We start from the raw sequence: 23,905 nt of genomic DNA on the forward strand, positions 1-23,905 counted from the left end.
TCCACATGGTCAAGGTCCGTCAATACGATTTCGTATCGAGTTTGATATTAGAATGTCTCAGCTGGCCATCCAAAGACCCTGCGGAGCCCCTATTGTGAACCTCACAACACCCAATGACACCCCACAGCTGCGGTCAAAAACCCATACCCGCCGCAAGCTGATTGAAGCCTCGATTGAGGTTTTCACCCAAAAAGGCGCCCAGGGCGCGACCGTTGACGACCTCACGCGAGCGGCAGGCTTCACGCGCGGAGCGTTCTACTCGAACTTCACGTCCAAAGAGGAAGTCTTTTGGGAGGCCTTCGCCGTCGTCACGAGTCGTTCACTGCAGGCAACTTCCTCCGTGCCATGAAACACCGACAGGCAAGTACAGGGGCTCTTTGAAACTCTTGAAGCGCTTCGCCCGCTCGGCCTCGCCTGGTACCTCATGCACACCGAGGCGGTCGCCCTTGCGCTCCATGACGAAAGTGCGAGGCCCCGGCTCGCGCGCGAGCGTGGCCGGCTTATCACGGGAATCGCCGATACTTTTCGTGAGCTCGAAAAAACGGAACCCATCGCGCTTTCGGCACAGCCTGAGGCAATTGCTGAAACACTCCTTGGCGTATATCTCAATCGCATGGTTGCAGAGTTAGCCACGGGGGAGAGGCTCGAGAAAGAAACCTCCACCATTATTGAGGCCATCCTCGAAACGTTTGTGCACGGGCATGATGGCCACGGCCACCGCACGCCGTGGAACCCGTTTTCCGTGAAAAAATCTCTGGAGTGAGGCAATGAACGAACACCTTCCACAAGCGGGAGATCGCTCTGCGCGCGGCAAGGCCGTGTATGCGACACGAGGGAACTCCCACTATGACGTCCTGAGCGCGCTCATGGCAGTCGTCGTCGTCATTTCCGGCATTGGCGCCGCCAAGGGCGTCACGATCGGATTCGTGATTACCGACGCGGCGTTCTTCCTTTTTCCTCTTGCCTATATCCTCGGCGACATCATTACCGAGCTGTATGGACCGAGTGCAGCGCGCCGCGCCATCCTAACGTCGTTCGCCCTCAACGTTTTTGCGGTCGTGTGTTACGCCGTCATCATTTGGCTCCCGGGCTTCTATGACGACTATGGAGTTGCGAAACAGGGAGCGCTCGAGCTCGCGATTGGGCCTGTATGGCAGATCGTTCTTGCTTCTCTGTGCGGCTTTCTTGCCGGGCAGAGCCTGAACTCGTTCATTGTGAGCCGAATGAAGCGCCGCACGGGCGAGCCCGGCATCGTCGCTCGACTACTCATGTCAAGCGGCACGGGCGAGCTCGTCGACACGATCATTTTCTGCACGATTGCCGCGCCGGTGCTCGGGATTACGACATTCGGCCAGTGGCTGAACTACACGGCCTTCGGCTTCCTGTACAAGGTCATCGTGCAGTACGCGGCAATTCCCGTCACGGCTTACGTGATCGCACGACTCAAGAAAGCGGAACCTAGCTACCAAGAAGCCCTCACGCGAATTGCATAGAAGTTGTGGGGGTTTGGCATCGGCGCAGTTCCGCCCCACCACATGCATTACGCCGATAATGTACGTTATGTAAAGTCAGTGTGGAAAGCGCCTCACGGGTCTAGGTCCGACGGATGCTCAGCAATCGTCGGACCCCCACCCCGCACAACAACACCAACCCTCACCGCGCCAGTGACGCACAACCTAGTGCTCGCACTGACCGCACGCAGGCGCAAGACCTTTGCTCGTGCACGCCTCACAGCGCAAGAACTGCTGGCGGCACGCAGGATTCACGCAATTGACATACACCGGCGTCTTTTCTCCGCACGCGACGCATGACCCAAGCGACTCGGCACCGTCGCCAAACTCCATGTGCATGCGCCCATCGAAGACGTAAAGGGAGCCATCCCACAGGCCATCGTTGCCGTATTTTTCCCCGTAGCGGACGATCCCGCCGTCGAGTTGGTACACCTCGCTAAAGCCGCGATTCTTCATAAGTACCGTGAGCACCTCGCAGCGAATACCGCCCGTGCAGTACGTGACCACGGGGCGATCCTTGAGGTCGTCGTACATGCCGGATTCGAGCTCGCCGACGAAATCGCGCGTCGTTTCCGTCTGGGGAACGACGGCGCCGCGGAAACGACCGATTTCCGCCTCCATGCGGTTACGACCATCGAAAAAGACGACGTCCGACCCTCGGGCGTCGACGAGGGCGTGCAGAGCCTCGGGGCTCAGGTGCTCTCCCCCGCCAATGACGCCCTCAGCTCCCACCTTGACTTCCTCGGGAACGGTGAACGTCACGAGTTCTTCCCTGACCTTCACGGAGAGCTTTGGAAAGTCGTGGCCTGTCCCCTCGGACCATTTGATGTCGGCGTCTCGGAACGGCGCGTAACCTCGCGTACGCTTGACGTACTGCTTCACCGCGCCGATCTCACCGCCCACCGTCGCGTTGATGCCGTCTTTCGAGACGATCACGCGGCCCTTGAGACCCAGTGAATCGGCGAGTGCAAACTGCCACAGCTTCACTGCCTCCGGGTCGGCGAGCGGAGTAAAAACATAAAAGAGAACGATTTTGTGAACAGCCACGTCACAAGTCTAATCGGCAGCGGAATAACTCTTCGCCAGCCGGGCGTTCTAGGGTGTATAACCGTGCACACTAGGAGGTTTTCCGTGCTCGATCCCACCACGCTCTTCAGCTATGAACGCGATGTCGACTCACGTTCCCTTCACGCGAGCACGCTCGTCGTGACTCTCGGCTCTTTTGTCGACTCCGGGCGTGTCCAGGAGAAACTCGACGAGTTCATCACGGACAACTTTCCCAATCGCATCGTGGGGACGTTCGACTCCGATCAAGTCATCGACTACACGGCGGTGCGGCCGCCCATTTCGCTCGAGCAGGATCACCTCACGGGGTACTCCTCCCCCGCACTCACCCTCCGCGAGGTCTCGCCCGAAGGCGAAGCGCCGTTCCTGCTTCTCAGCGGCCCCGAGCCTAATTTCCAGTGGGAGCGCGTGGCGCACGCGGTCAGGATCATCGTTGAACAGCTCGGCGTGACACGCACGCTCGTCGCCACGAGTTTTCCCGGCGCTACGCCGCACACGCGCCCCGTCGCGGTGAGCAGGTACGCGGGCGATCCCAAGGACCTGGTTCTCGCGAGCCCGTTCCCGGGCACCATCGAAATGCGAGCGTCGTTCCCGGCTTTGCTCATCGTGCGCATGGCCGAGGCCGGCCACCCCATCATCGGCCTCGCGGCGCACGTGCCGTCCTATGCGCACGAGATCGAGTATTACCCCGCCCTGCCAGCGCTATTTACGGCGCTCGACATTGAAGGCGGGCCGGCTTTCACTCCAAACAAGAAGCTTGAGGAGAAGATCGCCGAGGTGCGCGAAGCCCTCGACCAGAGTGCGGCTGAGAACGAGCAGCTTGCCTCACTCATCAAGGGATTCGAGGACAACTATTCGCGCATGGACGGTATGGTGCAGCACCTCACTCCCGGTGCCGACACTCCCCTCCCCGGCGCCGAAAACCTCACGACCGAAGTCGAGGACTTCCTCAAAGAAATCCTCGATGAGCCGGAAAACACGGGCGAGGAGGGCGAAGACCCCGGCCCGGATTCGATAGGCTAAATAGCGTGTTTGTCGTCAGCGTATATTCACTCAAAGGCGGCGTCGGAAAGACCTCCGTCACTCTCGGTCTCGCGTCCGCGGCCCTCAACCAGGGCGTGAACGCACTTGTCCTCGATCTCGACCCTCAGGGCGATACCACTCTCGGCCTACTCGGGCACCCGGGAGGTGAGCCCGACATCGCCGAGGTGATTGCGTCAGGGCGAACCGAGACTGTCGACCGTGCCATCGTGCAATCTCCGTGGGTAGCTGGCGAAAACGGCGAGGCTTCTGCCTCGAGCCACCTCGACATCATCCCGGGCAGTCATCGCTCGTCGAGGCTCGACTCCCCCGCCCTCGCGCAACGGAGCGTAAGGCGCCTTCGGGAGGCGCTGAACAAGCGTTCCTACCACTACGACATCGTCCTGGTGGATTGCCCGCCCTCGCTCAACGGCCTGACGCAAATGGCTCTCGCAGCCTCGGATCGCTCCATCGTCGTCTCCGAACCCGGGTTCTTCGCCGTTTCCGCTGCCGACCGAGCACTCAAGCTCGCCGATGAACTCCATGACAACGGCATCGCTCCCCGTTTGCAACCGCTCGGGATCCTCGTGAACCGCTATCGCCCCCGCAGCGTGGAACACCAGTTTCGCCTCAACGAGCTGCGCGAACTCTTCGGGGATCGCGTGCTCGACCCCGTTCTCGAAGAACGCGTGGGGCTTCAGCAGGCACAGGGCGGGGCCATCCCCCTCCACGCGTACGAAGGTTCAAGCGCGAAGCAGCTCACCGAGGATTTCGATCGCCTCCTCGCGACGATCATGGACTCGCGTCAGAACTCCTAGGGCTTCCGGCGCGAGGGGCCGCAGCCTTTCGCGGGGCCCGTTCCCCTCGTTGCCTCAATGTCAAACGCCCCTCTACGCATGTCGATAAATCCCGACGTGACATGTATAAAGGGGCGTCAGTAAGCCTTAACGTTCAGCTCAGTACCGGAAGCGGCGCTTCCCTCTTAGCTGGCTTTACGTGCGCGGCGTGCGGCGAGTTCGTCGCGAAGAGCCTCAGCGGCATCGTGCTGCGGGTCGACGCTCGGAAGAATCGCAAGATCGGTTTCAACCTCACGCGCCACTCGGCCAACAGCGATACCGAACACACCCTGGCCACCCTGGACCAGGTCGAAGACATCTTCGGCACTCGTACATTCGTAGACAGAGGCGCCGTCGCTCATGAGAGTGATCTGTGCGAGGTCGTCGGCGCCGCGCGCACGCATGGCATCGACGGCGACACGAATCTGCTGGAGCGAGACACCCGTGTCGAGTAGTCGCTTGACGACCTTGAGCACTAGGATGTCGCGGAAGCCGTAGAGGCGCTGCGAGCCCGAGCCCGTGGCTGAACGGACGCTCGGTTCAACGAGTCCGGTGCGCGCCCAGTAATCAAGCTGCCGGTACGTAATGCCCGCAGCTTTGCACGCCGCCGGGCCCCGGTAGCCGAGTTCGCCGGGGGTGTCGACGAGATCGTCGAAAAGGACTCCCTGGGCTTCGGTTGCCGGGACTGTGCTCTGCGCACCAAAGGTGCTGCTATCGCGCTTGCTCACGTGTGCCTCCAGTTGGACTTTCGTGTCGGGGAAGGGAGAAAGTCTCGAGGACAGAATACCCATCCCTGCACGCTTGCGGGATTAAACGCGCCGAAGTGTGGCGAGAATTTTTTCTCGCCACGGTTTCACGAGAGCGTGAAGAACGTGAAACGGTACTTGCCGATCTGGATCTCGTCGCCGTTACTCAGGTGAGCTTCATCGGTCAGCTCACGGTTCACATAGGTGCCGTTGAGAGACCCCATGTCGAGAATCAGGAAGCCCCCTTCGGTGCGCACGAACGTCGCGTGCTTGCGGGACACGGTGACGTCGTCGAGGAATATTTCCGATTCCGGGTTACGGCCGGCCACGGTGCTTTCCGAGTCGAGCAGGAAGCGCGCCCCCATATTCGGACCCTTGCGCACGATCAGGAGTGCCGTGCCTGCGGGCAGCGCCTCAACAGCCTGGCGATCCTGGGCAGAGAGACCGTGCTCGGCGTCTTCGGTGAACTCAATCTTGCCGTCGATGGGGGAAAGTTTGGTGGTCTGCTCTGGGGTGGAGTCAAACACGTGTTCATTCATGGCGCAGACCTTCTTTCTTCACACGCCCCATCCCGCGAACCGGCATGAGAGTCCAAAACTTCCGATCCCATTTTGCCACCGCGTTTTGCGCATATGTTCGTTTTTTGGCCCAACACTGCGAACCTTTTAGCTGTTCTTGACCAAGCGGCAAGCGTGGCACGCCTCACCCTTGTGAATTCGCGATTCGGCAAACACCTCGGCTATAGTGGACAAGTCGAAAACCGCGGGCTGTGGCGCAGTTTGGTAGCGCACACGACTGGGGGTCGTGGGGTCGCAGGTTCAAATCCTGTCAGCCCGACGCGGATCAATGGGCGAGGCACTTCGGGTGCCTCGCCCATTTCTTTGTATTTCGCCCGATGTCTCTGACTTATAGTCGAGAGCAAAATGAGGCTTATGGAGGTTGGTGCAATGCCCACATTTTTCGGTCATGTGACTCACGAAGGGGACATCAAGGCGTGGCCAGAGGTCATCGAAAGCGGGAGGTGTGCACTCGAGGGGTACGTATTGCCGTCAGGGGCACGCTGCGCTCTCACGGGCTCCGAAGGGTCCGACGCTACGTCGCGTCTCATCGAGGCGGAGGGTGTAGGCAGCCTCGCCACGCTCAACGGCGAGTTTGCTCTGGCTTTCATGGACGCTGACTCCTCGCTCGTCCTCGCGCGAGACGTTTTCGGATCGCGGCCTCTTTATTACGCGCGCACGTCAACGGGAATCGCGTTTGCCTCCACGATCGCCGACCTCCTTCGTCACACGGATATCCCGCGCGAGCCCAACACCGACGTGCTGCGCCGCTACCTTCTCGGCGATACTCAGCGCGGTAGTGAAACATTCTTCTCTGGCATCGCTCGCGTATTGCCGGGAGAGTCGGTGAAATTCGCACGCGAGGGGCTCGTGCGCACTCCTCTCCTGGATGCGCATCAAGACGTTTTCGCTGCTCCCTCGAACCCGCGCCGCGCCGACCACTCATGCATTGAAGAGTTCCGGACGCGGCTTACAGATGCGGTCACGCGACGCGCCACCGGCGAGGGGGCGGCCCTCGTGAATGAGCTCGATCCGGTTGCTTCACAAGCCCTCGAGCATGCCGTTCGCTCAACGGATTCGCCGCTTGAGGTCCTGCGCTGTGTACCTAGCGCGGGTGGCCCATCCAGCGATGCCCGCGAGCACCAGGGCGTCGTGACGGGCACGCCACAAAGCTTGAAGAAGGATCTCCCGCTTGTGCTTCGCACGTATGAAGAACCTCCGGCTTCGCTTGAGTCCTACTTTGGGTGGCTTCACCTTCGCGCGTGCATTCAGGGTGAACAGCAGCTCGCTCTCGATACCTATGGCGCCTCGGCGCTCCACAGGGCTTCCGACACTCGATCCACACTTCTGTCCCGCGTTATGGGTGCTGCGCGAGGGAGCGCACGTGATCGATGCGAATCCCTCCTCGGCCCCTCGCTGCGAAGCGGCGAAAGGGAACGGGCGATTGGCTTCGAACCCTCTCCCGAATACGAGGGCCCTCTCGCTCCCCTGGCGACCTCCGGGTCTCATGAAGCGGAGCAGCGCGCAAAAGCCGCGCACGCGCTTGGCGGTCACGTCATGGTGCGCTCCCCGTTCACCGATCTCGAAGTTCTCCGTTTCTATGCGTCGCTTGAGGAGACCGCCTTCGGGGGCGCAGGGACACGCTCCCTCATCGAGGCGGCCTACGACCAGGCACACGAAAAAGCCCCGTCGCTTTCCATGCAGGAGCGAGAAACAGCCTGGTTTAAGCGCATTAAAGGCACGTACTTTTCTTTGTTCTCGTCGCAGACCTTTGGCACCCGCGGATGGTTTGACCAAGCCGAGGTTCTCAAGGCTTTCGATGCGCACATCAATGGCCGTTCGAGCGTCAGCGCCGCCCAGTTGTGGCGCTTCGCGTGTGCGGAACTGTGGGCGCGCGTTTTCTTCGACGCGGATGACCTCGAGGCTCTCGACGCGCATGAGGATTCCGACGTGCTGGCCGACGATAACGGTCAGTCGCTGCCGCCCGATCCGCACACCCCGCTCACCGCTAACGCGGGCAAACAGCTCGATCTCGAGCTGAACGACGGGACGCTAGCACGCCGCTACCCGATTCAGACGGCGAAGTTCTCCAAGGATTCGCGCATGGATGAGGAAATTGCGGGCTACGTCAAGCAGTTCTTCAAGGACCTTGACGAGCGGGGCACGAACGAGGATCGTCACGCAACCGAGAACCGCCGCTGGAATTTCACGGTGTCGGAGAAAATCATTGCGATCATGCAGGGCCGTTCGTGGTTCGTGTGGGAAATCAAGCCGTCTTTCGCCGCCAAGCAACTGTCACGGTTCGTGACACGCACCCCCGCGGGGATCGGCCTCGGTGACCCGGTCACGATGCAGCTCGCGATCAATGAGGCTGGGCTTGCCCGCATCACGTATGCCGCGGCCCTCGGTGCCCTCGGGAAGCTGCGGGGCAAACGCGGCGTGTTTTATGAGCACGCGGGAGCCGATGTCCGGGCGATCGACGGTCCAACTGAATACTCGGTGTACCCGTCGAACGTCTCGGCAAAACTTCCGCCAAAGGATCCGGATCTCGTTGCAGCTCACCTCGTGGATGTTATTCGCGAGGTCGTCCCTGCGCGTTTCGTCGAGACTTTCGACGGCGTCGTCGTGATGGATGCGAACGATATCGGGCGCAACGTTCTGGGCCTTGCGGCTTCACGCGAGCGGGAGCACTACGAGGCGCAGTTCGCGGATAACCCACTTGGGCAGGGGTCGCAGCAGACCCCCATGGCCGTCGTGTTCGAGCGCCCCGTGCACGAATGCTGAAGGCTTTTACCGTTTGAAATACGCCGCGCGGTCACCGCTGAAGAGCTGGTCGATCGCGCGGCGCAGGCCTGCCCGAAAGCGACGGTTGAGCTCGGGCATGTCGTCGATCGGAAACCACGCGGCTTGGAGATTCTCACCATCGGCCGGGTGCGGTTCTCCCCTGACGTGGGTGGCCACAAAGGCGAGATCGAGGTAGCTTGCGAGGTCGCCGTTGGCATGCGTGACGGGCCCGACGGCCCCCACATTCGAGAGAAACTCGATCGTGCACGCGCATCCCGTTTCTTCCAGGACTTCGCGTACCCCTGCACGGGCGGGCTCCTCCCCCGGGTCGATAATGCCCGTAACAGGCGTCCACTGGTGGGTGTCGGCGCGCTGAACGAGGAGGCAATGAGTTCTGTCGTCGTCGAAGACGAAGACCGTCACACCCGAGAGCCACAGGTGGTCGTGACCGATCTTCTCGCGGAGCTTAAGAACGAAGTCGGGCGTGGGCATCGCGTCCCTCCTTACCTGTTCTTTCTCTTTTCGCGAACGCGAACGCTGATCTCCACGGGGGAACCGTCGAACGAGAAGTCCTCGCGCAGACGACGCTCGATAAAGCGGCGGTAGCCGTGTTCGAGGAAGCCTGAAGCGAAAATCACGAAGCGGGGCGGACGCGTACGGGCCTGCGTCGCAAAGAGGATGCGCGGTTGCTTGCCGCCTCGCAACGGGTGCGGGTGCGCCGCAACTAGCGTTCCGAGGAAGGCATTCAGGCGCGAGGTCGGGATGCGCGTGTCCCACGATTCGAGTGCGAGATCGAGCGCGGGGACGAGCTTGTCCGTGTGTCGCCCGGTGAGAGCGGAGATGTTCACGCGGGGAGCCCATCGAACGTGGGAGAGGTCCTTCTCGATTTCCCATTCGAGCTGGGCGCGCCGCTCTTCATCGATCAAGTCCCACTTATTGAACGCGAGCACGAGTGCGCGGCCGGATTCAAGGACCATGTCGATGATCTTGAGGTCCTGGGTCGAAATCGGTTCTGATGCTTCCAGGAGAACGACGGCGACTTCGGCGCGATCGAGCGCGGCCTGGGTCCGGATCGATGCGAAGAAGTCAGCCCCTTCACTTTGGCGAACGCGGCGACGGATGCCTGCCGTGTCGACGAAGGTCCACTCGCGTCCGTCGAGTTCGATGACTTCGTCGACCGGGTCGCGTGTGGTGCCAGCGGTAGGGTCGACGACGACGCGGTTCTCGCGCGCAAGCTTGTTCAGTAGGGAACTCTTGCCGACGTTGGGGCGACCGATGAGAGCCACGCGGCGCGGGCCAGTTGGCTTGGCACGCGTTTGCCCTTCTTCCGGAAGGATGTCGAGGATACGGTCGAGCACATCTCCTGAGCCGCGTCCGTGAAGAGCCGAAACGGGGTGCGGTTCGCCGAGCCCCAGATTCCAGAGGGCTGCGGCCTCGAGTTCACCTCGCTGGTCGTCGACCTTGTTAGCGACGAGGAGCACGGGCTTCTTGGAGCGTCGGAGAACACGCACGAGTTGCTCGTCGGTGTGAGTGATGCCCACGTTCGCGTCAACGACGAACATCACGGCATCGGCGAGGCCAATGGCGAGTTCAGCCTGTTCGGCGACCCGGTAGGCAATGCCGTCAACCTTGTCTTCCCAACCACCCGTGTCGACGAGCATAAAGTCACGGCCAGCCCAGTTCGCTTCGTAGAACACGCGGTCTCGGGTCACCCCGGGGGTATCCTCGACGACCGCTTCGCGGTGCCCGAGGATGCGATTGACGAGGGTAGATTTTCCGACGTTTGGCCGGCCGACCACGGCGAGGACCGGGAGCATTCGTTCATCGTCGGCGCTCGCAACGGGGGCGTACTCCTCCGTCAGGAGGCTGCGATCCTCCTCGTCGAGGCCGTAGTCTTCGAGGCCGGCGCGCAGCGATGCCGTGCGAGCCTCGTCGTCGAGATTGCTGTCGTCGAAAGCCTCGGGGATTTCCCCCGAAAGAGATTCGTCGTTCTCGGGCTCATCATCGATGAGTTCGATTCCGGGAACGAGCTCGAGCACGGTGTTGATGACCTCGTCGATGTCGAGGTCGGTCGTGTCAATAAGGTGCACGCCTTCGGCTGCTTCCGTAAATTCGGAAACCGTCGAATCATCAGCATCGCGGCGAAGAACCTGGTCGCGCATACGCTCGCGCACGTCTTCGGTTTCCTCAAGACCGAGCTGGCCCGCCCTGCGCCTTAGTCGAGCTTCCGGGCTGGCCGTCAGCAGCACGCGTACGTCGGCATCGGGGGCGACGACCGTTGTGATGTCGCGGCCTTCAGCGACACAAAACCCGAGTTCGTTTGCGGTGGTAAACAGAACGGCGCGCTGGCGTTCCTGGAGGATGGCCCGGACGTCCGTGTTGGTCGCCACTCGACTCACGCACGTCGAGATTTCCTCGGAGCGGATCTGTTCCGAAATCTCCTTACCGCCAACGAGAATCGCCGGATCATCGGGATTGGTCGACACCGCGAGGTCGAACTCAGCGACGTGGGCCGTCACAGCTTCGCGGTCGTTGAGGTCGACACCGCTGTTGAGGCACGACCACGCTGCCGCGCGATACATGGCCCCCGTATCGAGGTAGCCGCCCTGAAGAGCTCGCGCTACCTCTTTCGACACCGTTGACTTCCCCGAGCCTGCGGGGCCATCGATCGCGATGGTGACGCCGTTCATGTCTTTCCTCCCCTGTCGCTGGTCAAATTCCAAGTTTAGTCGTGGGACGCGCCCACGCGCGCGCCGGCCGATCACTCTGTACCCGCGCGTGCCCAACCTCTCTTTTCAAGCATCGCGGTGAGGCGAGGTTCGTCGGCGCGCGTGACACTCACGTGCGCGAGCCCCATCCTTTGCCCAAGAGAGTGCTCGAGGCGCAGATCTTCGAGGTTGATGTTCTCCTCCCCCATGTGTGTGAGGAGACGCGCAAGCTCGCCGGGCTCGTCAGGTACGAGCACCGTGACCCGGCAAAAGCTCTCCGCTCCCCCACCGTGCTTGCCCGGAATCCGGGCTACGCCGTCGTTGCCGGCAGCGATCGCCCGGGCGATACAGGCGCGCGAGCCCGGTTGCGGTTCCATGTCGCCAAGCGTCTCGAAGGCCCGTGTGAGCCCATCGAGATCTTCACCTAGAGCCTTAAGGATTGGCGCGATGCACCCCGCGTTGGCTGAGAGGATCTCGACCCACAGCCTCGGATCGCTCGCGGCGATGCGCGTCGTATCTCGCAGGCCCTGCCCCGACAGCCCTAGAGCCGCTTCACTCGCCGCGGTCAGTCGACTTGCGAGCACGCTCGAGACGATCTGCGGAACGTGCGAAACATAGGCGACGGCCTCATCGTGCACATCGGGTTCGATCTCCACGACCGCCGCTCCGAGTTCAACGCCAAGCAGCCGTGCGAGGGCGAAGCTTCGAGGGCTGGTCGCAGGCGTCGGAACCACCACGAAGGCCCTACCCCTGAACAGGTCTCCCCTCGCGGCGACCACCCCTGCCACTTCCCGGCCGGCCATCGGGTGCGTGCCCACGTAGCGAGAGGCGTCAAGCCCTCTCGCCGCCGCCCCGTCGAGCACCCCCTGCGCAATGGGCTGCTTCACGCTCGCAACATCGAGCACGCATGCCTCGGGGAACTCCTCGAGAGCGCCGAGTGCCACCGATGCGCACACATCGGGTGGTGTCGCGACAATGACCATTTGCGGCTGGTCGCCTTCGCGGGCCTCGCGCCCCACCCCGAGTTCGCACGCGAGCCTGGTCGTTCCCGGGGACGAATCGCGAACGAGAACTTCGAGACCGGCGTGGCCGAGAGCCATGCCGATCGATCCGCCAATCAATCCCGCACCTATGACGAGAACGGGGCCCTCGAGCGCTACGGCTTCGCGACTGGCGCCAATGCTCACAGGCCGACCTCCGCCATCAGGGTGCCGAGTTCCTTTCGGGTCAGTTCACGCGTAGCACCCGGCTCAAGATCGGCGAGAACGACGGGCCCGATTCGCGTGCGCACGAGACTCGTAAGTTCATACCCGAGCGCAGCAAACATGCGGCGAACGATCCTGTTTCGCCCCTCGTGAAGGGTGACTTCGACTATTGCCTCTCGCCCATCGTGGGCAACGAGGTTTGCGCGGTCGGCCCGCGCCGGTCCATCGTCGAGATCGATGCCGGCACGCAGCTTCGCCAGAATCGACCGAGGGAAGGATCCCGGGCAGTCAAAACGGCACACGTAGGTTTTTGACACCTCAAAACTCGGGTGCGTGAGGCGGTGCGTCAGCTCCCCGTCGTTGCTCAAAAGAAGGAGCCCCTCGGTTTCATAGTCGAGCCTACCGACGTGGTACAGGCGAACCGGGTAGCGCGCCGCAAACTCCTCGAGAGTTCGGCGCCCCTGCGGATCCTCCATCGCGCTCATCACCTTGCGCGGCTTATTGAGGGCAACCGTCAGTTTCGTCTCGTCGAGCTGCACGCGACGCCCGTCGACGTGAATGACGGCAGTGCGCGGATCGACGCGGACTCCCTGCTCCTGCACGACCTCACCCCCAATAGAGACACGCCCCTGCGCGATAAGCGCTTCGCAAGCACGGCGCGAGCCAAAACCCGCGTTCGCGAGCACTTTCTGAAGACGTACACCGTCATGGGGAACAGGTTCCGACGGTGCCTGCGAGGAGTTATCCCGACCTGCTCGCGGCGCGCCCGCGGAATCGCGAAGCCGCACCTTTTTCGGCGCGGTGAAGTCGCTCTTGCGCCGTTTCGGCCTCCGCCCCGGCCGATTCGGGCCCGTCAAGCCGCTGCCCCGCGCGCGAGGAGTTCGCGCGCAAGCTGGCGGTAGGCGTCGGCACCCTTGTTGTTGGAGGCAAACGTCGTAATCGGTTCGGCCGCAACCGAGGCGTCCGGGAACTTCACGGTGCGGTTGATTGCCGTATGGAACACCTTGTCGGGGAAGGCCTCAACGACTCGGGCCACAACCTCGCGCGCATGCAGCGTGCGCGGATCGAACATCGTGATGAGAATGCCATCCATTTCAAGACGTGGGTTGATGCGGTCCTGGACCTTTTCAATCGTTTCAACAAGAAGGGCAACGCCACGAAGCGCAAAGTACTCGGCCCCAAGCGGGATGATGACGCCGTCGCTCGCCGCAAGCGCGTTGACGGTCAGAAGACCGAGCGATGGTTGGCAGTCGATGAGAATAATGTCGTAGTCACCGACAACGGGGCGAAGCACGCGGGCAAGAGCCATTTCGCGCGCGACCTCGTTGACGAGCTGGACCTCCGCCGCAGACAGATCGATGTTGGCCGGAAGGATCTCCATGTTTTCCGTCGTCGTCGGCTGGATTGCCTCGCGGATGTCGTGATCGCGCTCTAGAAGCAAGTTGTAAACGGTGAGGTCGAGTTCGTAGCTGTTGATGCCCGTTCCGGCGCTAAGCGCGCCCTGGGGATCGAGGTCTACGAGAAGAACCTTGCGGCCAAGCTCAGCGAGTGCGGCACCAAGATTAATGACCGAGGTCGTCTTCCCCACGCCGCCCTTCTGGTTCACCATCGAAATGATTCGCGCGGGCCCGTGAGAGTCGAGTGCCTTCGGCTCGGGAAAGTCCGGAAGCGGGCGCCCCGTGGGGCCGTAATTGAGGTTCAAATCAAGCTCGCTCTTTGTCACGTGTACCTGTCCCTACGTCGTTGGTGTTCGCGGGCTCTCGCGTGCACTCACTGCACGCGGCCCATGAAAATAAGTCTAACCGGCAGCCCTGGATACGAATTCCACCCGCGCCCCGCTACAGCGCTCGCGGATGAGAGCTCGCGTGTATTTCTCGAAGTGCCTGTTGGCCCAGATGTGTGTAGCGCTGGGTCGTCGTGATTGAGGCGTGCCCGAGCAGCTCCTGCACCGTGCGGACGTCGGCCCCGCCTTCCAGAAGATGAGTCGCATAGCTGTGACGCAGCGTGTGAGGACTCACGTGTGCCGTGATGTTCGCATTCTCGGCTGCGGTCTTGACGATCGCAAAGGCGGCTTGCCTCGTCAGACGCGTGCCCCTGTTGCCCAGAAAGATCGCAGGGCTTCCGCTCCCTTTCGCGAGAAACGTTGGACGAGCCCGAGTGAGGTATGCCTCGAGTGCCTCGAGGGCGTAGCGCCCGAGCGGGATAAGACGCTCCTTATTGCCTTTTCCGCGCACGCGGATGATCTGATCGGCTAGTGCAGTGTCATCAACGTCGAGCGCGAGCGCCTCGCTGATGCGGCAACCAGTGCCATAGAGCACCTCGACGAGGGCCCGATTGCGAAGGGCGCGCTCGGAGGCAAGTCCCCCGGTGAAAGGCCCCGACGCCGCGTCAATAAGTGCGGCTACCTCCTCAACGCTCAAGGCATCGGGAAGGCGCAAAGGACGGGAGGCTTCGCGTACCCGCGCCGCAGGATCGCCCGTTCGCGTTTCGTTCTCTTCATCGAGGAAGCGGTGGAAGGCACGGATCGAAGCGAGCGCTCGCGCCGCGGACGAAGGCGCAAGGGGAGCAGTTCCCGCGCTCCCCTCGCGCAGAGCACCGATATACCCCGCAATCGTGGGCGTTTGAACGTCGCGCACATCGATCGCGCCCTCGTCGAGATACGAAAGGTACCGCGTGAGATCGCGGCGGTATGCAGCGACGGTATTGGGGCTCAATCCTCGTTCGATGCGAAGGTGCGTGAGGAAGGATTCGGCAAGGCGTGTAGCGCTATCGACGCGCTGGGGCATGAGGTCTCTCTACAGCACCACGAAGGGGTCGATGGCGAGCGCGACGAACACGAGCGTAAGGTACGTAATCGACGCGTGGAACACCCCCATGGGGTTGAGCTTCGAACCGGTCATACCGCGCCGCACGCGCACCGCGTATCGCACAACCAGAAACAAGAACCAGCCGCCGAACACGATCGAGCTCACCGTGTACACGATGCCTGTGGGCGCGAGGGGAATGATCGCAAACGAGCACAGCAGCATCATGACCGTGTGGAACACCATGTGCTTCGCGACGGTCGTGCGCGAGCTCACGACGGGGAGCATAGGAACCTCGGCGCGGGCGTAGTCCTGCGTAAAACGCTCGGCGAGCGGCCAGTAGTGCGGCGGCGTCCAAAAAAAGATCACGAGGAAAAGAAAGAACGCGGTCCATGAGACGCCACCCGTGACGGCGGACCAGCCGATCAAAACCGGCATGCAGCCCGCAATCCCGCCCCACACGATGTTCTGACTCGTGCGGCGCTTGAGAATCATCGTGTAAAACACGACGTACAGCAGGATCGCGCCGAGCGCGAGGAGTGCCGAAGGAGCGTTGACAAACGCCCACAGGTACACCACCGAGAGCGCGCACAGGGCGAGCCCGAATGCGAGAGCCGCTTGCGGCGAAACCTCACCCGTGACGAGCGGGCGGTTCTTCGTGCGCTTCATCTTCGCATCGATGTCGCGGTCCAGATACATGTTGAGGACGTTCGCGCCACCGGCGGCAAGGTAGCCGCCCACCATCGTGTTGAGGATCAGCAGCCACGACGGGAAACCACCGGCCGCGAGAAACATCGTGGGGATAGTGGTGATGAGCAAGAGCTCAATAATGCGCGGCTTAGTGAGAGCAACGTACGCGAGAAGGGTACGGCGAAGCGAGCGGTCACTTCCGCCTCCATGCTGCGCCGTCGCCTCATGGGAAAGGGTGGTCGTGCCGGGGCTTTGATTCACTCGCGTTCCTCGATTGCGTGGAGATTGCGTGGACGAAAAGGCTGGGGAGGGCCTTGTGATCGGGATTGGCCACAGCGAAGGGCCTAACGTCCCTCCACAATAGTCGCCCGGGAGGCCGGGAGCCAGGATCTCTCGGGTAAGTCACGCCACTAGATGTACTGCTCGGGGACGTTGATCAATCGTGAGAACGGCGGCTGGTTGTCGCAGGCCGTGTGCGGGCGGTGCTGGTTGTACTGGTGCAGCCAATCCGGCAGGGCGTCGCGTCGTTCTTGCTCGCTGGTGTAGCAGCGGGCGTAGGCCCACCCGTCGGCCATGGTCCGGTGGAAGCGCTCTACCTTGCCGCTGGTCTGCGGCCGGTACGGACGCGTCCGCATCGGGGGGATCGAGAGGGCCTCGCAGGTGTCCCGCCACAGGTGCGAGCGATAGGCGCCACCGTTGTCGGACAGCACCCGCTCTACGGAGACGCCGCGATCGGCAAACCACGCCACAGCCCGATGCAGGCCCCCGACCGCGGTGACGGCGGTCTCGTCGTCGTGGACCTCGGTGTACGCGACGCGGGAGTGGTCGTCAATGACGGTGTGCACGAACGCGTACCCGAGCCTGGGGTTGTGCCACTTGCTCTTCGGCTTACCCGGTGTCGCCGTTCGGTTGTGGTCGCCTTGGCGGCGGCCGACGTAGCGCCAGCCGCCACCGTCGGGGATGTTCCCGAGCTTCTTCACGTCCACGTGGACCAGGGAGCCGGGGTGGGGTGTTCGTACCGGCCGATCGGTTCGCCACTCTCGCGGTCCACGTAGGAGAGCCGGTTCAGTCGGGCACCGGCCAAGATGCGGTGGACGGTTGAGGGCGCGATGCCGAGTCGGGCGGCGAGCTGCACGGGGCCCTCACGCAGCCGTATCCGCAGGCTGACGCACCGCTTCGTCGTCGCCTTGTCCGTCTTGTTCGGTGAGGTCTTCGGCCGGGACGAGCGATCCTGCATCGACTCGCCGGCGCGATAGCGGTCGACCCACCTCTTCACGGTCGGCCAGGAGACCTTGAAGCGAGCGGCGACTTCGCTGATGGGCCTACCGTCGTCGACGACGAGCTGAGCCACCTTGAGCCGGTGGCGAGGTGTCAGGGTGGCGTTGGCGTGCATCACTCCTCACCTGCTGCGACGGGCGTCGTCCGCGGCGTTCGGAGTTGCCCAAGGACTGCAAGGAGGATCGTCGTGGCGAGCGGCACGAGTCCGGCGGCGATGAACAAGCTGGCAGCGGCGATGTGTCGGCTGAGGAGTCCGGTGAGTGCGATGGACAGTGGCATGAAGGCGATGGAGATGAAGAAGTCGAGGCTGGCGACTCGGCCGAGCATCTCCAGCGGTACGTGTTCCTGCAGGACCGTGCCCCAAATGACCATCCCGACTCCGATCGACGCACCGTAGACCGCCAGTCCGGCGCTGATGATCCACGGATTGTTGGTGAATGCGGAGATGGCCAGTGGAAGGCAGCCGAGTGCCCATGCGCCGACCATTACGGGCAGGAAGTGTGAGGGGGTGGGCCATGAGCCGGCGACGAGGGAACCCACCAGGCCGCCGACGCCCAGAGCTCCGAGGACGACTCCGTACACAGCCGGACCGTTGTCATGGGTCGAACGTACAAGCGCGGGCAGGAGAACTTCCAGCGGGCCGGTCACGGCCAGGCCCATGGCGGCCGCCAACAGCACGCTGGAGCGAACCCAGCGCGTGCGGGCGACGTAGCCGAACCCGTCGAGCAGGTCCCGCAGCGCAGAGGTGGCCGGAGCTTCGGCGTCGGTCTCGGCTGAGCAAGGGGCAGGAAGCCGCAGGGCGGCGATCAGGGCGAGTCCGACCGCGCCGGCGATGAGGTACCCGCCCGCGGCGGGCACGCTCGCGCCGATGACGGCACCGACGACACCGGGGGCGAGGGTCTGTCCTACCAGCGGCCGGGTGGTCCCTTCGAGCCCATTGACGGCCATCAGGTCGTCGCTTCCCACGAGGACGGGCACGAGCGCGGTGTAGGCCGGGAAGAAGAAGGCGGTCGAGACGCCGATGATGAACGCGGACACTGCCAGCATCCAGAAAGTGGCCGCGTCGAAGATGGCGGCGGTGGAGGTCGTCGTCGAGGTGGCGAGGTTGACAGTGAGGACGCCGACGATGACGGACTTCTTGGCGACGCGGTCCGCAAGTACCCCGGCGGGCAAGGAACCTGCGAGCAGGCCGATGCCGCTCCACGCCACGACACCCGACAAGGTGGCCGCCGTGGCGCCCAGGTCGAGGGTCTGCATGGCTAAGTAGAGGGCCCAGGCACCCTGGGCGAAGACGGTGAGCACCATCGCTGCAAACAGCGGTCGGTAGCCGGGGACGGACAAGGGGCGAAGGGGGTTCATGGCAGGTCCTTTGGGGCAAGGCTGAGGTGGGGCCAGTCGGTGAGGTCGTCGAGCATCTGCCGGTCGTGCGTGGCGACGATCGTGGCGCAGGAGGTCCGCAGGAGCTCGGTGGTGATGTCGTCGACGAGGCTCGATGACAGATGGTTGGTGGGCTCGTCCAGGAGCAACAGGTCCGGGTCCACCGCCAGGCACATGGCCAGATGGAGGCGGCGTTGTTGCCCTTGCGACAGGTGCCCCACGGGTGTGCGGGTTGCCGCGGGCTCAAGCAGCCCGAGTGAGCCGAGGGAGGGTGCCTGTGATCGGCGGCCCTGCGTGGCCAGGTACGTCTCGTAGACCACGTGTGCGGGGAGGGCGTCGTCCCAGTCAGGGACCTCTTGAGACAACAGGGCGACGCGCACCCTCGGGTTCACCCGCAGCTGGCCTGTACTCGGGGCCAGTCGCCGACCGAGAAGCCCCAACAGTGTGGACTTCCCAGCACCGTTCGGCCCGGTGACCACCAACCGGTCTCCACCGCTGATGTCCACCGAGACCGGGGTGGTCAACTGGTCAGTCACGGTGAGCATGGAGGCGTTGACGATGTTCTGACCGGTCCGCGCTGACGATATGGGCCATGCCAACCGCAGCGGTGGCTCTGGCACGTCGATCTGATGACGCTCTAGGTCCACGATGCGGCGGTTGAAAGCCTGGACCACCCCGGCAGCGCGCGTAGCCCGTTGGTGCTTGCCCGTTCCCTTGTCGGGTCGCCAACCGCCTTGCGACAGGCGGGAGCGTGCGTCGTCGGCGGCGCGGGTCAGTTCCTGATGCCGGGCGACCTGGGCGGCATAGTCTTGCTCCCAGGCGGCCCGTTCTCGTTGCCGCCCTTCGATCCAGCCCTCGTAACCGCCCGCGTAGGTGCGCGGAAGGCCATCGCGGGTCGGGTCGAGGTCCAGGAAGCTGGTCGCCACGTCGCGCAGCAGGGCGCGGTCGTGGCTGACTAAGGCCAGGCCACCGGGGTGGTGCCGCAGGCGCTCAGTCAGGAACGACAGCCCTGCCGCGTCCAGGTGGTTGGTGGGCTCGTCCAGCAGCAACAGGTCAGGGGTCGATCCGAGGGCGACCGCCAGCCGTACCCGGTACCGCTGACCGACCGACAAGGTCGACAGGACCCGATCGCGGTCGCTACAGGCGTCCAGGCCCGCCAGGGCGATGTCAACACGGCGGTCTGCATCCCAGGCGTCCAGCCGCGTGGCCGCCTCGAGTGCGGCGGAATAGGCGTCGGCCGCGTCATCGCCCGCGGCCAGCGCCGCGGTAGCCACGTCGAGGGCCTGCAGAGCGGCCCTGGATGGGGCGGTAGCCTCGGCAATGAGGTCACCGACCGTGCGATCGCCCTCGGTGGCCATGTCCTGTTTGACCAGGACGAGGGAACCCACCCGGGTCACCACTCCCGAGTCGGGTTTCAAGATCCCCGCCAGTATGTGGAGCAAGGTGGTCTTGCCCCGGCCGTTGTCGCCGACGATCGCCAGTCGCGACCCGGTGGAGACGGTGACGTCAGTCCCACTCAGCAGCGGCCTGTCGCCGAGTGTCAGGTGGAGTGATTCAGCGCGGATGTGTGCAGCGGATCCTTGGGATGTCCCGATCCAAGCACATGACTGTAAAGGTTCTGTGGTTGGCATTGTGTACTCTCAGCTCGTCATGGAGCCGGGCACCACGAAGCGGCCGCCCGGCAGATGGCCAGGACGGCAGACGAGAGGTCATAAGGGGTCCCGCCGCCGTCAGCGGACGGAACGCAGCTTCATCGAGGCGATGCCTGAGTACATGCGGCCGAGGATACAGAGACCGGGCGATGCCACGCAAGTCAACTAACGTCCCCGGTCAGTGCAACTAGACGTCCAGGTCCGACGCTTGCCGAGCAGCCGTCGGACCCACACGGCACAGCTGCGTGCCGGCGCCGCCGCTGAGCCCTTGTTTCCTGCATTTCCTGAGACAGCAGTCACCTATCCTCCAATTTCGCGCGATACTATCGACACGATTTTGGCCCCTCGCGCCGATCCGGTCCCGCCCTCGGCGCTTGAGATGGATCAACCGATGGAAGGGAAAGAACTTTCGTGAGTAGCAATTTCGTAGCCCCCGAGGGCTGGAGCGATCTCGACAAGCGTGCCATCGACAACGCGCGGATCCTCGCCGCGGAAGCCGTACAGAAGGTCGGCAATGGGCACCCGGGCACGGCTGTGAGCCTCTCCCCTGCTGCCTACCTCCTGTACCAGGACATCATGAACCACGATCCCAAGGATCCGGACTGGTTCGGCCGAGATCGCTTCATCCTCTCGTGCGGTCACACGAGCCTCACGCAGTACCTCCAGCTCTTCCTCGGCGGCTTCGGCCTCGAGGTTGAAGACCTTCAGGCGCTGCGCACCGAGGGCTCGAAGACCCCGGGCCATCCCGAAAACTTCCACACGGCCGGTGTCGAAATGACGACGGGTCCGCTCGGCCAGGGAATTGCATCGTCCGTAGGCTTTGCCATGGCGCAGCGCCGCGTTCGGGGCCTCCTCGATCCCACCGCCCCCGCCGGCGAGAGCCCGTTCGACACCTTCACCTACGTGATTGCATCCGACGGCGACCTCGAAGAGGGCGTGAGCCACGAAGCCTCCTCCCTCGCCGGCACGCAGCAGCTCGGCAACCTCATCGTCATTTGGGACGACAACGAGATCTCCATCGAAGGCGATACCAACATCGCCTTTACCGAGGACACCGCCGCCCGCTACCAGGCCCTCGGCTGGGATGTGCGCACCGTGGACTGGACCAATGGCGGCACCGAGTACGTCGAAAACCTCAAGGAGCTGAAGGACGCAATCGTCGCCGGCCAGCAGGTCACTGACAAGCCGACCTTCATTCGCCTCCGCACCGTGATCGCATGGCCGACCCCCGGCAAGTCCGGAGACCACGCTGCTCACGGATCCGCACTTGGCGATCAGCCCATCGCCGGGCTCAAGGACATCCTCGGTTTCGATACCGAAAAGACCTTCGAGATCGACGAAGAAGCTCTCGCACACGCCCGCGCCCTCATCGAGCGCGGTGCCCAGAAGCATCGCGAATGGGATGCCAAGGTGGAAGAGTGGCGCGCCGAGAATCCCGATGCCGCGGCGCTGTACGACCGCTTGATCGCCCGCGACCTTCCCACGGATCTCGACGAGGCGCTGCCGGTCTTTGAGGCCGACGAGAAGGGCCTCGCGACCCGCGCTGCCTCCGGCAAAGTCCTCTCTGCCCTCGCTCCCGTTCTCCCCGAACTGTGGGGTGGGTCGGCTGATCTCGCGGGCTCCAACAACACGACTATGGCGGGTGAACCGTCGTTCATTCCTGAGGCCAACCAAACCAAGGACTTTTCGGGCAGCCCGTACGGCCGCACTCTCCACTTCGGTATTCGCGAGCACGCGATGGGCGCCATCCTGAGCGGAATCTCGCTCTACGGCCTTACACGCCCGTATGGCGGCACGTTCTTCCAGTTTGCGGACTACATGCGCGGCTCGGTGCGCCTCGCCTCGCTGTGCAAGACTCCCGCGATCTACGTGTGGACACACGACTCAATCGGCCTCGGCGAAGACGGCCCCACCCACCAGCCTGTCGAGCACCTCGCCGCCTACCGCGCAATCCCGAACCTCTCGATCGTGCGACCGGCTGATGCGAACGAGACTGCTCAAGCGTGGAAAGCGGTCCTCAAGCGCGACGAGGGTCCCGCTGGTCTGATCCTCACGCGCCAGGGTGTTCCCACCTTTGACCGCGAGGAGTATGCGAGCGCGGACAACCTCGACAAGGGCGCCTACGTCATGAAGGACGCTTCCAACGGTGAGCCCGAGGTCATCCTGATCGCGACGGGTTCCGAGGTCCAGCACGCTGCAGGCGCGCAGAAGCTACTTGAAGCCGAAGGCATTCCCACGCGACTCGTGTCGATGCCCTGCGTCGAGTGGTTTGACGAGCAGAGCGAGGAGTACCGCGAATCGGTTCTTCCCAGCACCGTCAAAGCGCGCGTGAGCGTCGAAGCCGGGATCGCGATGCCCTGGTATCGCTTCCTCGGTGACGCAGGACGCGCAGTCTCGCTCGAGCACTACGGTGAGTCGGCATCGGGCTCGCTCCTGTTCGAGAAGTACGGTTTCACGGCCGAAAACGTTGCGGCGAAGGCGAAAGAATCCCTCGCTGCAGCTCGTAAGTAACCGCCAATCAATCGGATACTCAGCTCAACCGAACACCTCCCGAAAGGTTTTGCCATGACCGAACTGACGCAAAAGCTCAGCGACCTTGGCGTCTCCCTCTGGCTCGACGATCTCTCCCGTGCACTCATCGACACCGGAGACCTCGAAAAGCTCATGAGCGAACGCAACATCGTCGGTGTCACCACGAATCCCGCGATCTTCAAGGCGGCCATCGCGGGCAAGTCGGATTACGACCGTGCAATCGCCGACGCGGCTTCGCGCGGCCTCGATGCCGATGCAATCATCACGGAGCTGACGACGCGCGATGTGCGCGATGCATGCGACGTATTCGCGCCGACCTACAAAGCTTCGAACGGCTTCGACGGTCGAGTGTCGATCGAGGTCGATCCGCGCCTCGCGCACGAGGAGGACGCGACCGTCGAGCAGGCGAAGTCCCTTAGCGCACTCGTGGACCGCGAGAACGTGATGATTAAGATCCCCGCGACCGACGAGGGCCTCCCGGCGATCACCCGTGCGATCGCTGAGGGCATTAGCGTGAATGTCACGCTCATCTTCTCGCTCGAGCGCTACCGCCAGGTGATCGATGCCTACCTCAGCGGACTCGAGAAGGCAGCAGAAAACGGCGTGGATCTCTCACGCATCCACTCGGTGGCCTCCTTCTTCGTGTCCCGCGTGGACAGCGAAATCGATAAGCGCCTCGAAGCCATCGGCGGCGATGCCCTCGACCTTCTCGGCAAGGCCGGCCTCGCCAACGCGCAGGCTGCGTTTGCCGAATACCTCGAGTATGTCGGCTCCGATCGTTTCGCCGCCCTCAAGGAAAAGGGCGCGAATCCGCAGCGCGCCCTGTGGGCATCAACCGGCGTGAAGAACGAGGCCTATCCCGACACGATGTACGTGGACCGCCTCGTCGGCAATCCGGTCGTCAATACGGTTCCAGGTAAAACCCTCGAAGCCGTTGCCGACCATGCCCGTATCGAGGGCCCCCTCACCGAGAGCGACCTCTCCGCCGCACGCGAGACCCTCGAAACCATCAGCGCCGCCGGAATCGACCTCGACGATGTCTTCGCCGTGCTCGAACGCGAAGGCGTCGAAAAGTTCGAGGCCGCTTGGGAGGACCTCCTCTCGGCGGTTCGTGACGCCGCCTCGGCCGCACAGTAACAC

Annotated in this window: 20 protein-coding genes, 1 tRNA gene and 1 pseudogene; 9 read left to right on the forward strand and 13 right to left on the reverse strand. The window is 63.2% G+C overall.

The features are described 5' to 3' along the window. Positions 1-94 precede the first annotated feature (94 nt). The 3 genes from HMPREF1484_RS08235 (at position 95) to HMPREF1484_RS08245 (ending at position 1,493) form a co-directional block, all read left to right on the forward strand. A complete protein-coding gene (locus tag HMPREF1484_RS08235) occupies positions 95-349 on the forward strand; it encodes a TetR/AcrR family transcriptional regulator (RefSeq protein WP_016664581.1) in 255 nt (84 codons plus the stop codon). A 75-nt stretch (positions 350-424) separates the two neighbouring features. Then, positions 425-763 carry a hypothetical protein gene (locus tag HMPREF1484_RS08240; RefSeq protein ID WP_016664582.1) on the forward strand — a complete coding sequence of 113 codons (339 nt, stop codon included), beginning with the start codon at positions 425-427 and terminating at the stop codon, positions 761-763. Between the two features lie 4 nt (positions 764-767). Beyond that, entirely contained in the window at positions 768-1,493 is a 726-nt protein-coding gene (locus HMPREF1484_RS08245) for a queuosine precursor transporter (RefSeq protein ID WP_016664583.1), read from the forward strand. Between the two features lie 183 nt (positions 1,494-1,676). Here HMPREF1484_RS08245 and HMPREF1484_RS08250 read toward each other — a convergent pair whose 3' ends face one another. Then, entirely contained in the window at positions 1,677-2,558 is an 882-nt protein-coding gene (locus HMPREF1484_RS08250) for a rhodanese-related sulfurtransferase (RefSeq protein WP_016664584.1), read from the reverse strand. 84 nt (positions 2,559-2,642) lie between these two features. Between HMPREF1484_RS08250 and HMPREF1484_RS08255 the strand changes: the two genes are divergently transcribed. Both HMPREF1484_RS08255 and HMPREF1484_RS08260 read left to right on the forward strand, forming a co-directional pair. Beyond that, a complete protein-coding gene (locus HMPREF1484_RS08255; RefSeq protein WP_016664585.1) occupies positions 2,643-3,599 on the forward strand; it encodes a PAC2 family protein in 957 nt (318 codons plus the stop codon). A gap of 5 nt (positions 3,600-3,604) precedes the next feature. Further along, on the forward strand, positions 3,605-4,414 hold the full coding sequence (locus tag HMPREF1484_RS08260; protein WP_016664586.1) for a ParA family protein: 810 nt from the start codon (positions 3,605-3,607) through the stop codon (positions 4,412-4,414). Positions 4,415-4,578: 164 nt separating this feature from the next. On the opposite strand, the gene HMPREF1484_RS08265 is transcribed toward HMPREF1484_RS08260, so the two are convergent. Together HMPREF1484_RS08265 and HMPREF1484_RS08270 are read right to left on the reverse strand one after the other, a co-directional pair. Continuing rightward, positions 4,579-5,223 carry a MerR family transcriptional regulator gene (locus HMPREF1484_RS08265; RefSeq protein ID WP_051120654.1) on the reverse strand — a complete coding sequence of 215 codons (645 nt, stop codon included), beginning with the start codon at positions 5,221-5,223 and terminating at the stop codon, positions 4,579-4,581. A 62-nt stretch (positions 5,224-5,285) separates the two neighbouring features. Further along, positions 5,286-5,717: an FHA domain-containing protein gene (locus HMPREF1484_RS08270; protein WP_016664588.1), complete on the reverse strand. Its 432-nt coding sequence runs from the start codon at positions 5,715-5,717 to the stop codon at positions 5,286-5,288. Positions 5,718-5,941: 224 nt separating this feature from the next. Here HMPREF1484_RS08270 and HMPREF1484_RS08275 point away from each other — a divergent pair. Together HMPREF1484_RS08275 and HMPREF1484_RS08280 are read left to right on the forward strand one after the other, a co-directional pair. Beyond that, positions 5,942-6,015: transfer RNA gene (locus HMPREF1484_RS08275), tRNA-Pro, on the forward strand. A 110-nt stretch (positions 6,016-6,125) separates the two neighbouring features. Further along, positions 6,126-8,519, forward strand: coding sequence for a hypothetical protein (locus HMPREF1484_RS08280; RefSeq protein ID WP_016664589.1), 2,394 nt, complete (start codon positions 6,126-6,128; stop codon positions 8,517-8,519). 6 nt (positions 8,520-8,525) lie between these two features. On the opposite strand, the gene HMPREF1484_RS08285 is transcribed toward HMPREF1484_RS08280, so the two are convergent. The 10 genes and pseudogenes from HMPREF1484_RS08285 to HMPREF1484_RS08330 all read right to left on the reverse strand — a co-directional run bounded on the left by HMPREF1484_RS08285 (position 8,526) and on the right by HMPREF1484_RS08330 (position 20,212). Further along, positions 8,526-9,011, reverse strand: a complete 486-nt coding sequence (locus tag HMPREF1484_RS08285; protein ID WP_016664590.1) for an NUDIX domain-containing protein — start codon at positions 9,009-9,011, stop codon at positions 8,526-8,528. 11 nt (positions 9,012-9,022) lie between these two features. Next, positions 9,023-11,209, reverse strand: coding sequence for a bifunctional cytidylate kinase/GTPase Der (gene der / locus HMPREF1484_RS08290; RefSeq protein ID WP_016664591.1), 2,187 nt, complete (start codon positions 11,207-11,209; stop codon positions 9,023-9,025). A 71-nt stretch (positions 11,210-11,280) separates the two neighbouring features. Continuing rightward, on the reverse strand, positions 11,281-12,414 hold the full coding sequence (locus HMPREF1484_RS08295) for a prephenate dehydrogenase (protein ID WP_016664592.1): 1,134 nt from the start codon (positions 12,412-12,414) through the stop codon (positions 11,281-11,283). Continuing rightward, the gene (locus HMPREF1484_RS08300; RefSeq protein ID WP_332067305.1) at positions 12,411-13,220 is read right to left on the reverse strand and encodes a pseudouridine synthase; all 810 of its coding nucleotides are present in this window, start codon (positions 13,218-13,220) and stop codon (positions 12,411-12,413) included. The genes HMPREF1484_RS08295 and HMPREF1484_RS08300 overlap by 4 nt, the downstream gene beginning before the upstream one ends. A gap of 65 nt (positions 13,221-13,285) precedes the next feature. Continuing rightward, positions 13,286-14,155 carry a ParA family protein gene (locus HMPREF1484_RS08305; RefSeq protein WP_016664594.1) on the reverse strand — a complete coding sequence of 290 codons (870 nt, stop codon included), beginning with the start codon at positions 14,153-14,155 and terminating at the stop codon, positions 13,286-13,288. A gap of 115 nt (positions 14,156-14,270) precedes the next feature. Then, positions 14,271-15,218, reverse strand: a complete 948-nt coding sequence (locus tag HMPREF1484_RS08310; protein ID WP_016664595.1) for a site-specific tyrosine recombinase XerD — start codon at positions 15,216-15,218, stop codon at positions 14,271-14,273. A 9-nt stretch (positions 15,219-15,227) separates the two neighbouring features. After that, positions 15,228-16,187 carry a heme o synthase gene (locus tag HMPREF1484_RS08315; RefSeq protein ID WP_016664596.1) on the reverse strand — a complete coding sequence of 320 codons (960 nt, stop codon included), beginning with the start codon at positions 16,185-16,187 and terminating at the stop codon, positions 15,228-15,230. A 149-nt stretch (positions 16,188-16,336) separates the two neighbouring features. Beyond that, positions 16,337-17,322: pseudogene (locus tag HMPREF1484_RS08320) on the reverse strand (IS481 family transposase). After that, the gene (locus HMPREF1484_RS08325) at positions 17,319-18,563 is read right to left on the reverse strand and encodes an MFS transporter (RefSeq protein WP_016664599.1); all 1,245 of its coding nucleotides are present in this window, start codon (positions 18,561-18,563) and stop codon (positions 17,319-17,321) included. The pseudogene HMPREF1484_RS08320 and the gene HMPREF1484_RS08325 overlap by 4 nt, the downstream one beginning before the upstream one ends. After that, the gene (locus tag HMPREF1484_RS08330; RefSeq protein WP_016664600.1) at positions 18,560-20,212 is read right to left on the reverse strand and encodes an ABC-F family ATP-binding cassette domain-containing protein; all 1,653 of its coding nucleotides are present in this window, start codon (positions 20,210-20,212) and stop codon (positions 18,560-18,562) included. The genes HMPREF1484_RS08325 and HMPREF1484_RS08330 overlap by 4 nt, the downstream gene beginning before the upstream one ends. 432 nt (positions 20,213-20,644) lie before the next feature. Here HMPREF1484_RS08330 and tkt point away from each other — a divergent pair, with 432 nt between their 5' ends. Further along, a complete protein-coding gene (gene tkt, locus HMPREF1484_RS08340; protein WP_016664601.1) occupies positions 20,645-22,744 on the forward strand; it encodes a transketolase in 2,100 nt (699 codons plus the stop codon). 54 nt (positions 22,745-22,798) lie between these two features. Next, positions 22,799-23,902 carry a transaldolase gene (gene tal, locus HMPREF1484_RS08345; RefSeq protein WP_016664602.1) on the forward strand — a complete coding sequence of 368 codons (1,104 nt, stop codon included), beginning with the start codon at positions 22,799-22,801 and terminating at the stop codon, positions 23,900-23,902. The last annotated feature ends 3 nt before the right edge of the window (positions 23,903-23,905 follow it).

Origin of the sequence: Dermabacter sp. HFH0086, from assembly GCF_000413375.1 — a bacterium.
Lineage (GTDB): Bacteria > Actinomycetota > Actinomycetes > Actinomycetales > Dermabacteraceae > Dermabacter > Dermabacter hominis.

Bases quoted from the DNA above. Each gene is read 5' to 3' on its own strand.
- HMPREF1484_RS08265 (WP_051120654.1), bottom strand. From the start codon at position 5,223: ATGGGTATTCTGTCCTCGAGACTTTCTCCCTTCCCCGACACGAAAGTC.
- HMPREF1484_RS08280 (WP_016664589.1), top strand. From the start codon at position 6,126: ATGCCCACATTTTTCGGTCATGTGACTCACGAAGGGGACATCAAGGCG.
- der (WP_016664591.1), bottom strand. From the start codon at position 11,209: ATGAACGGCGTCACCATCGCGATCGATGGCCCCGCAGGCTCGGGGAAG.
- HMPREF1484_RS08325 (WP_016664599.1), bottom strand. From the start codon at position 18,563: ATGAACCCCCTTCGCCCCTTGTCCGTCCCCGGCTACCGACCGCTGTTT.
- HMPREF1484_RS08270 (WP_016664588.1), bottom strand. From the start codon at position 5,717: ATGAATGAACACGTGTTTGACTCCACCCCAGAGCAGACCACCAAACTT.
- HMPREF1484_RS08240 (WP_016664582.1), top strand. From the start codon at position 425: ATGCACACCGAGGCGGTCGCCCTTGCGCTCCATGACGAAAGTGCGAGG.
- HMPREF1484_RS08245 (WP_016664583.1), top strand. From the start codon at position 768: ATGAACGAACACCTTCCACAAGCGGGAGATCGCTCTGCGCGCGGCAAG.
- tal (WP_016664602.1), top strand. From the start codon at position 22,799: ATGACCGAACTGACGCAAAAGCTCAGCGACCTTGGCGTCTCCCTCTGG.
- HMPREF1484_RS08330 (WP_016664600.1), bottom strand. From the start codon at position 20,212: ATGCCAACCACAGAACCTTTACAGTCATGTGCTTGGATCGGGACATCC.
- HMPREF1484_RS08285 (WP_016664590.1), bottom strand. From the start codon at position 9,011: ATGCCCACGCCCGACTTCGTTCTTAAGCTCCGCGAGAAGATCGGTCAC.
- HMPREF1484_RS08310 (WP_016664595.1), bottom strand. From the start codon at position 15,218: ATGCCCCAGCGCGTCGATAGCGCTACACGCCTTGCCGAATCCTTCCTC.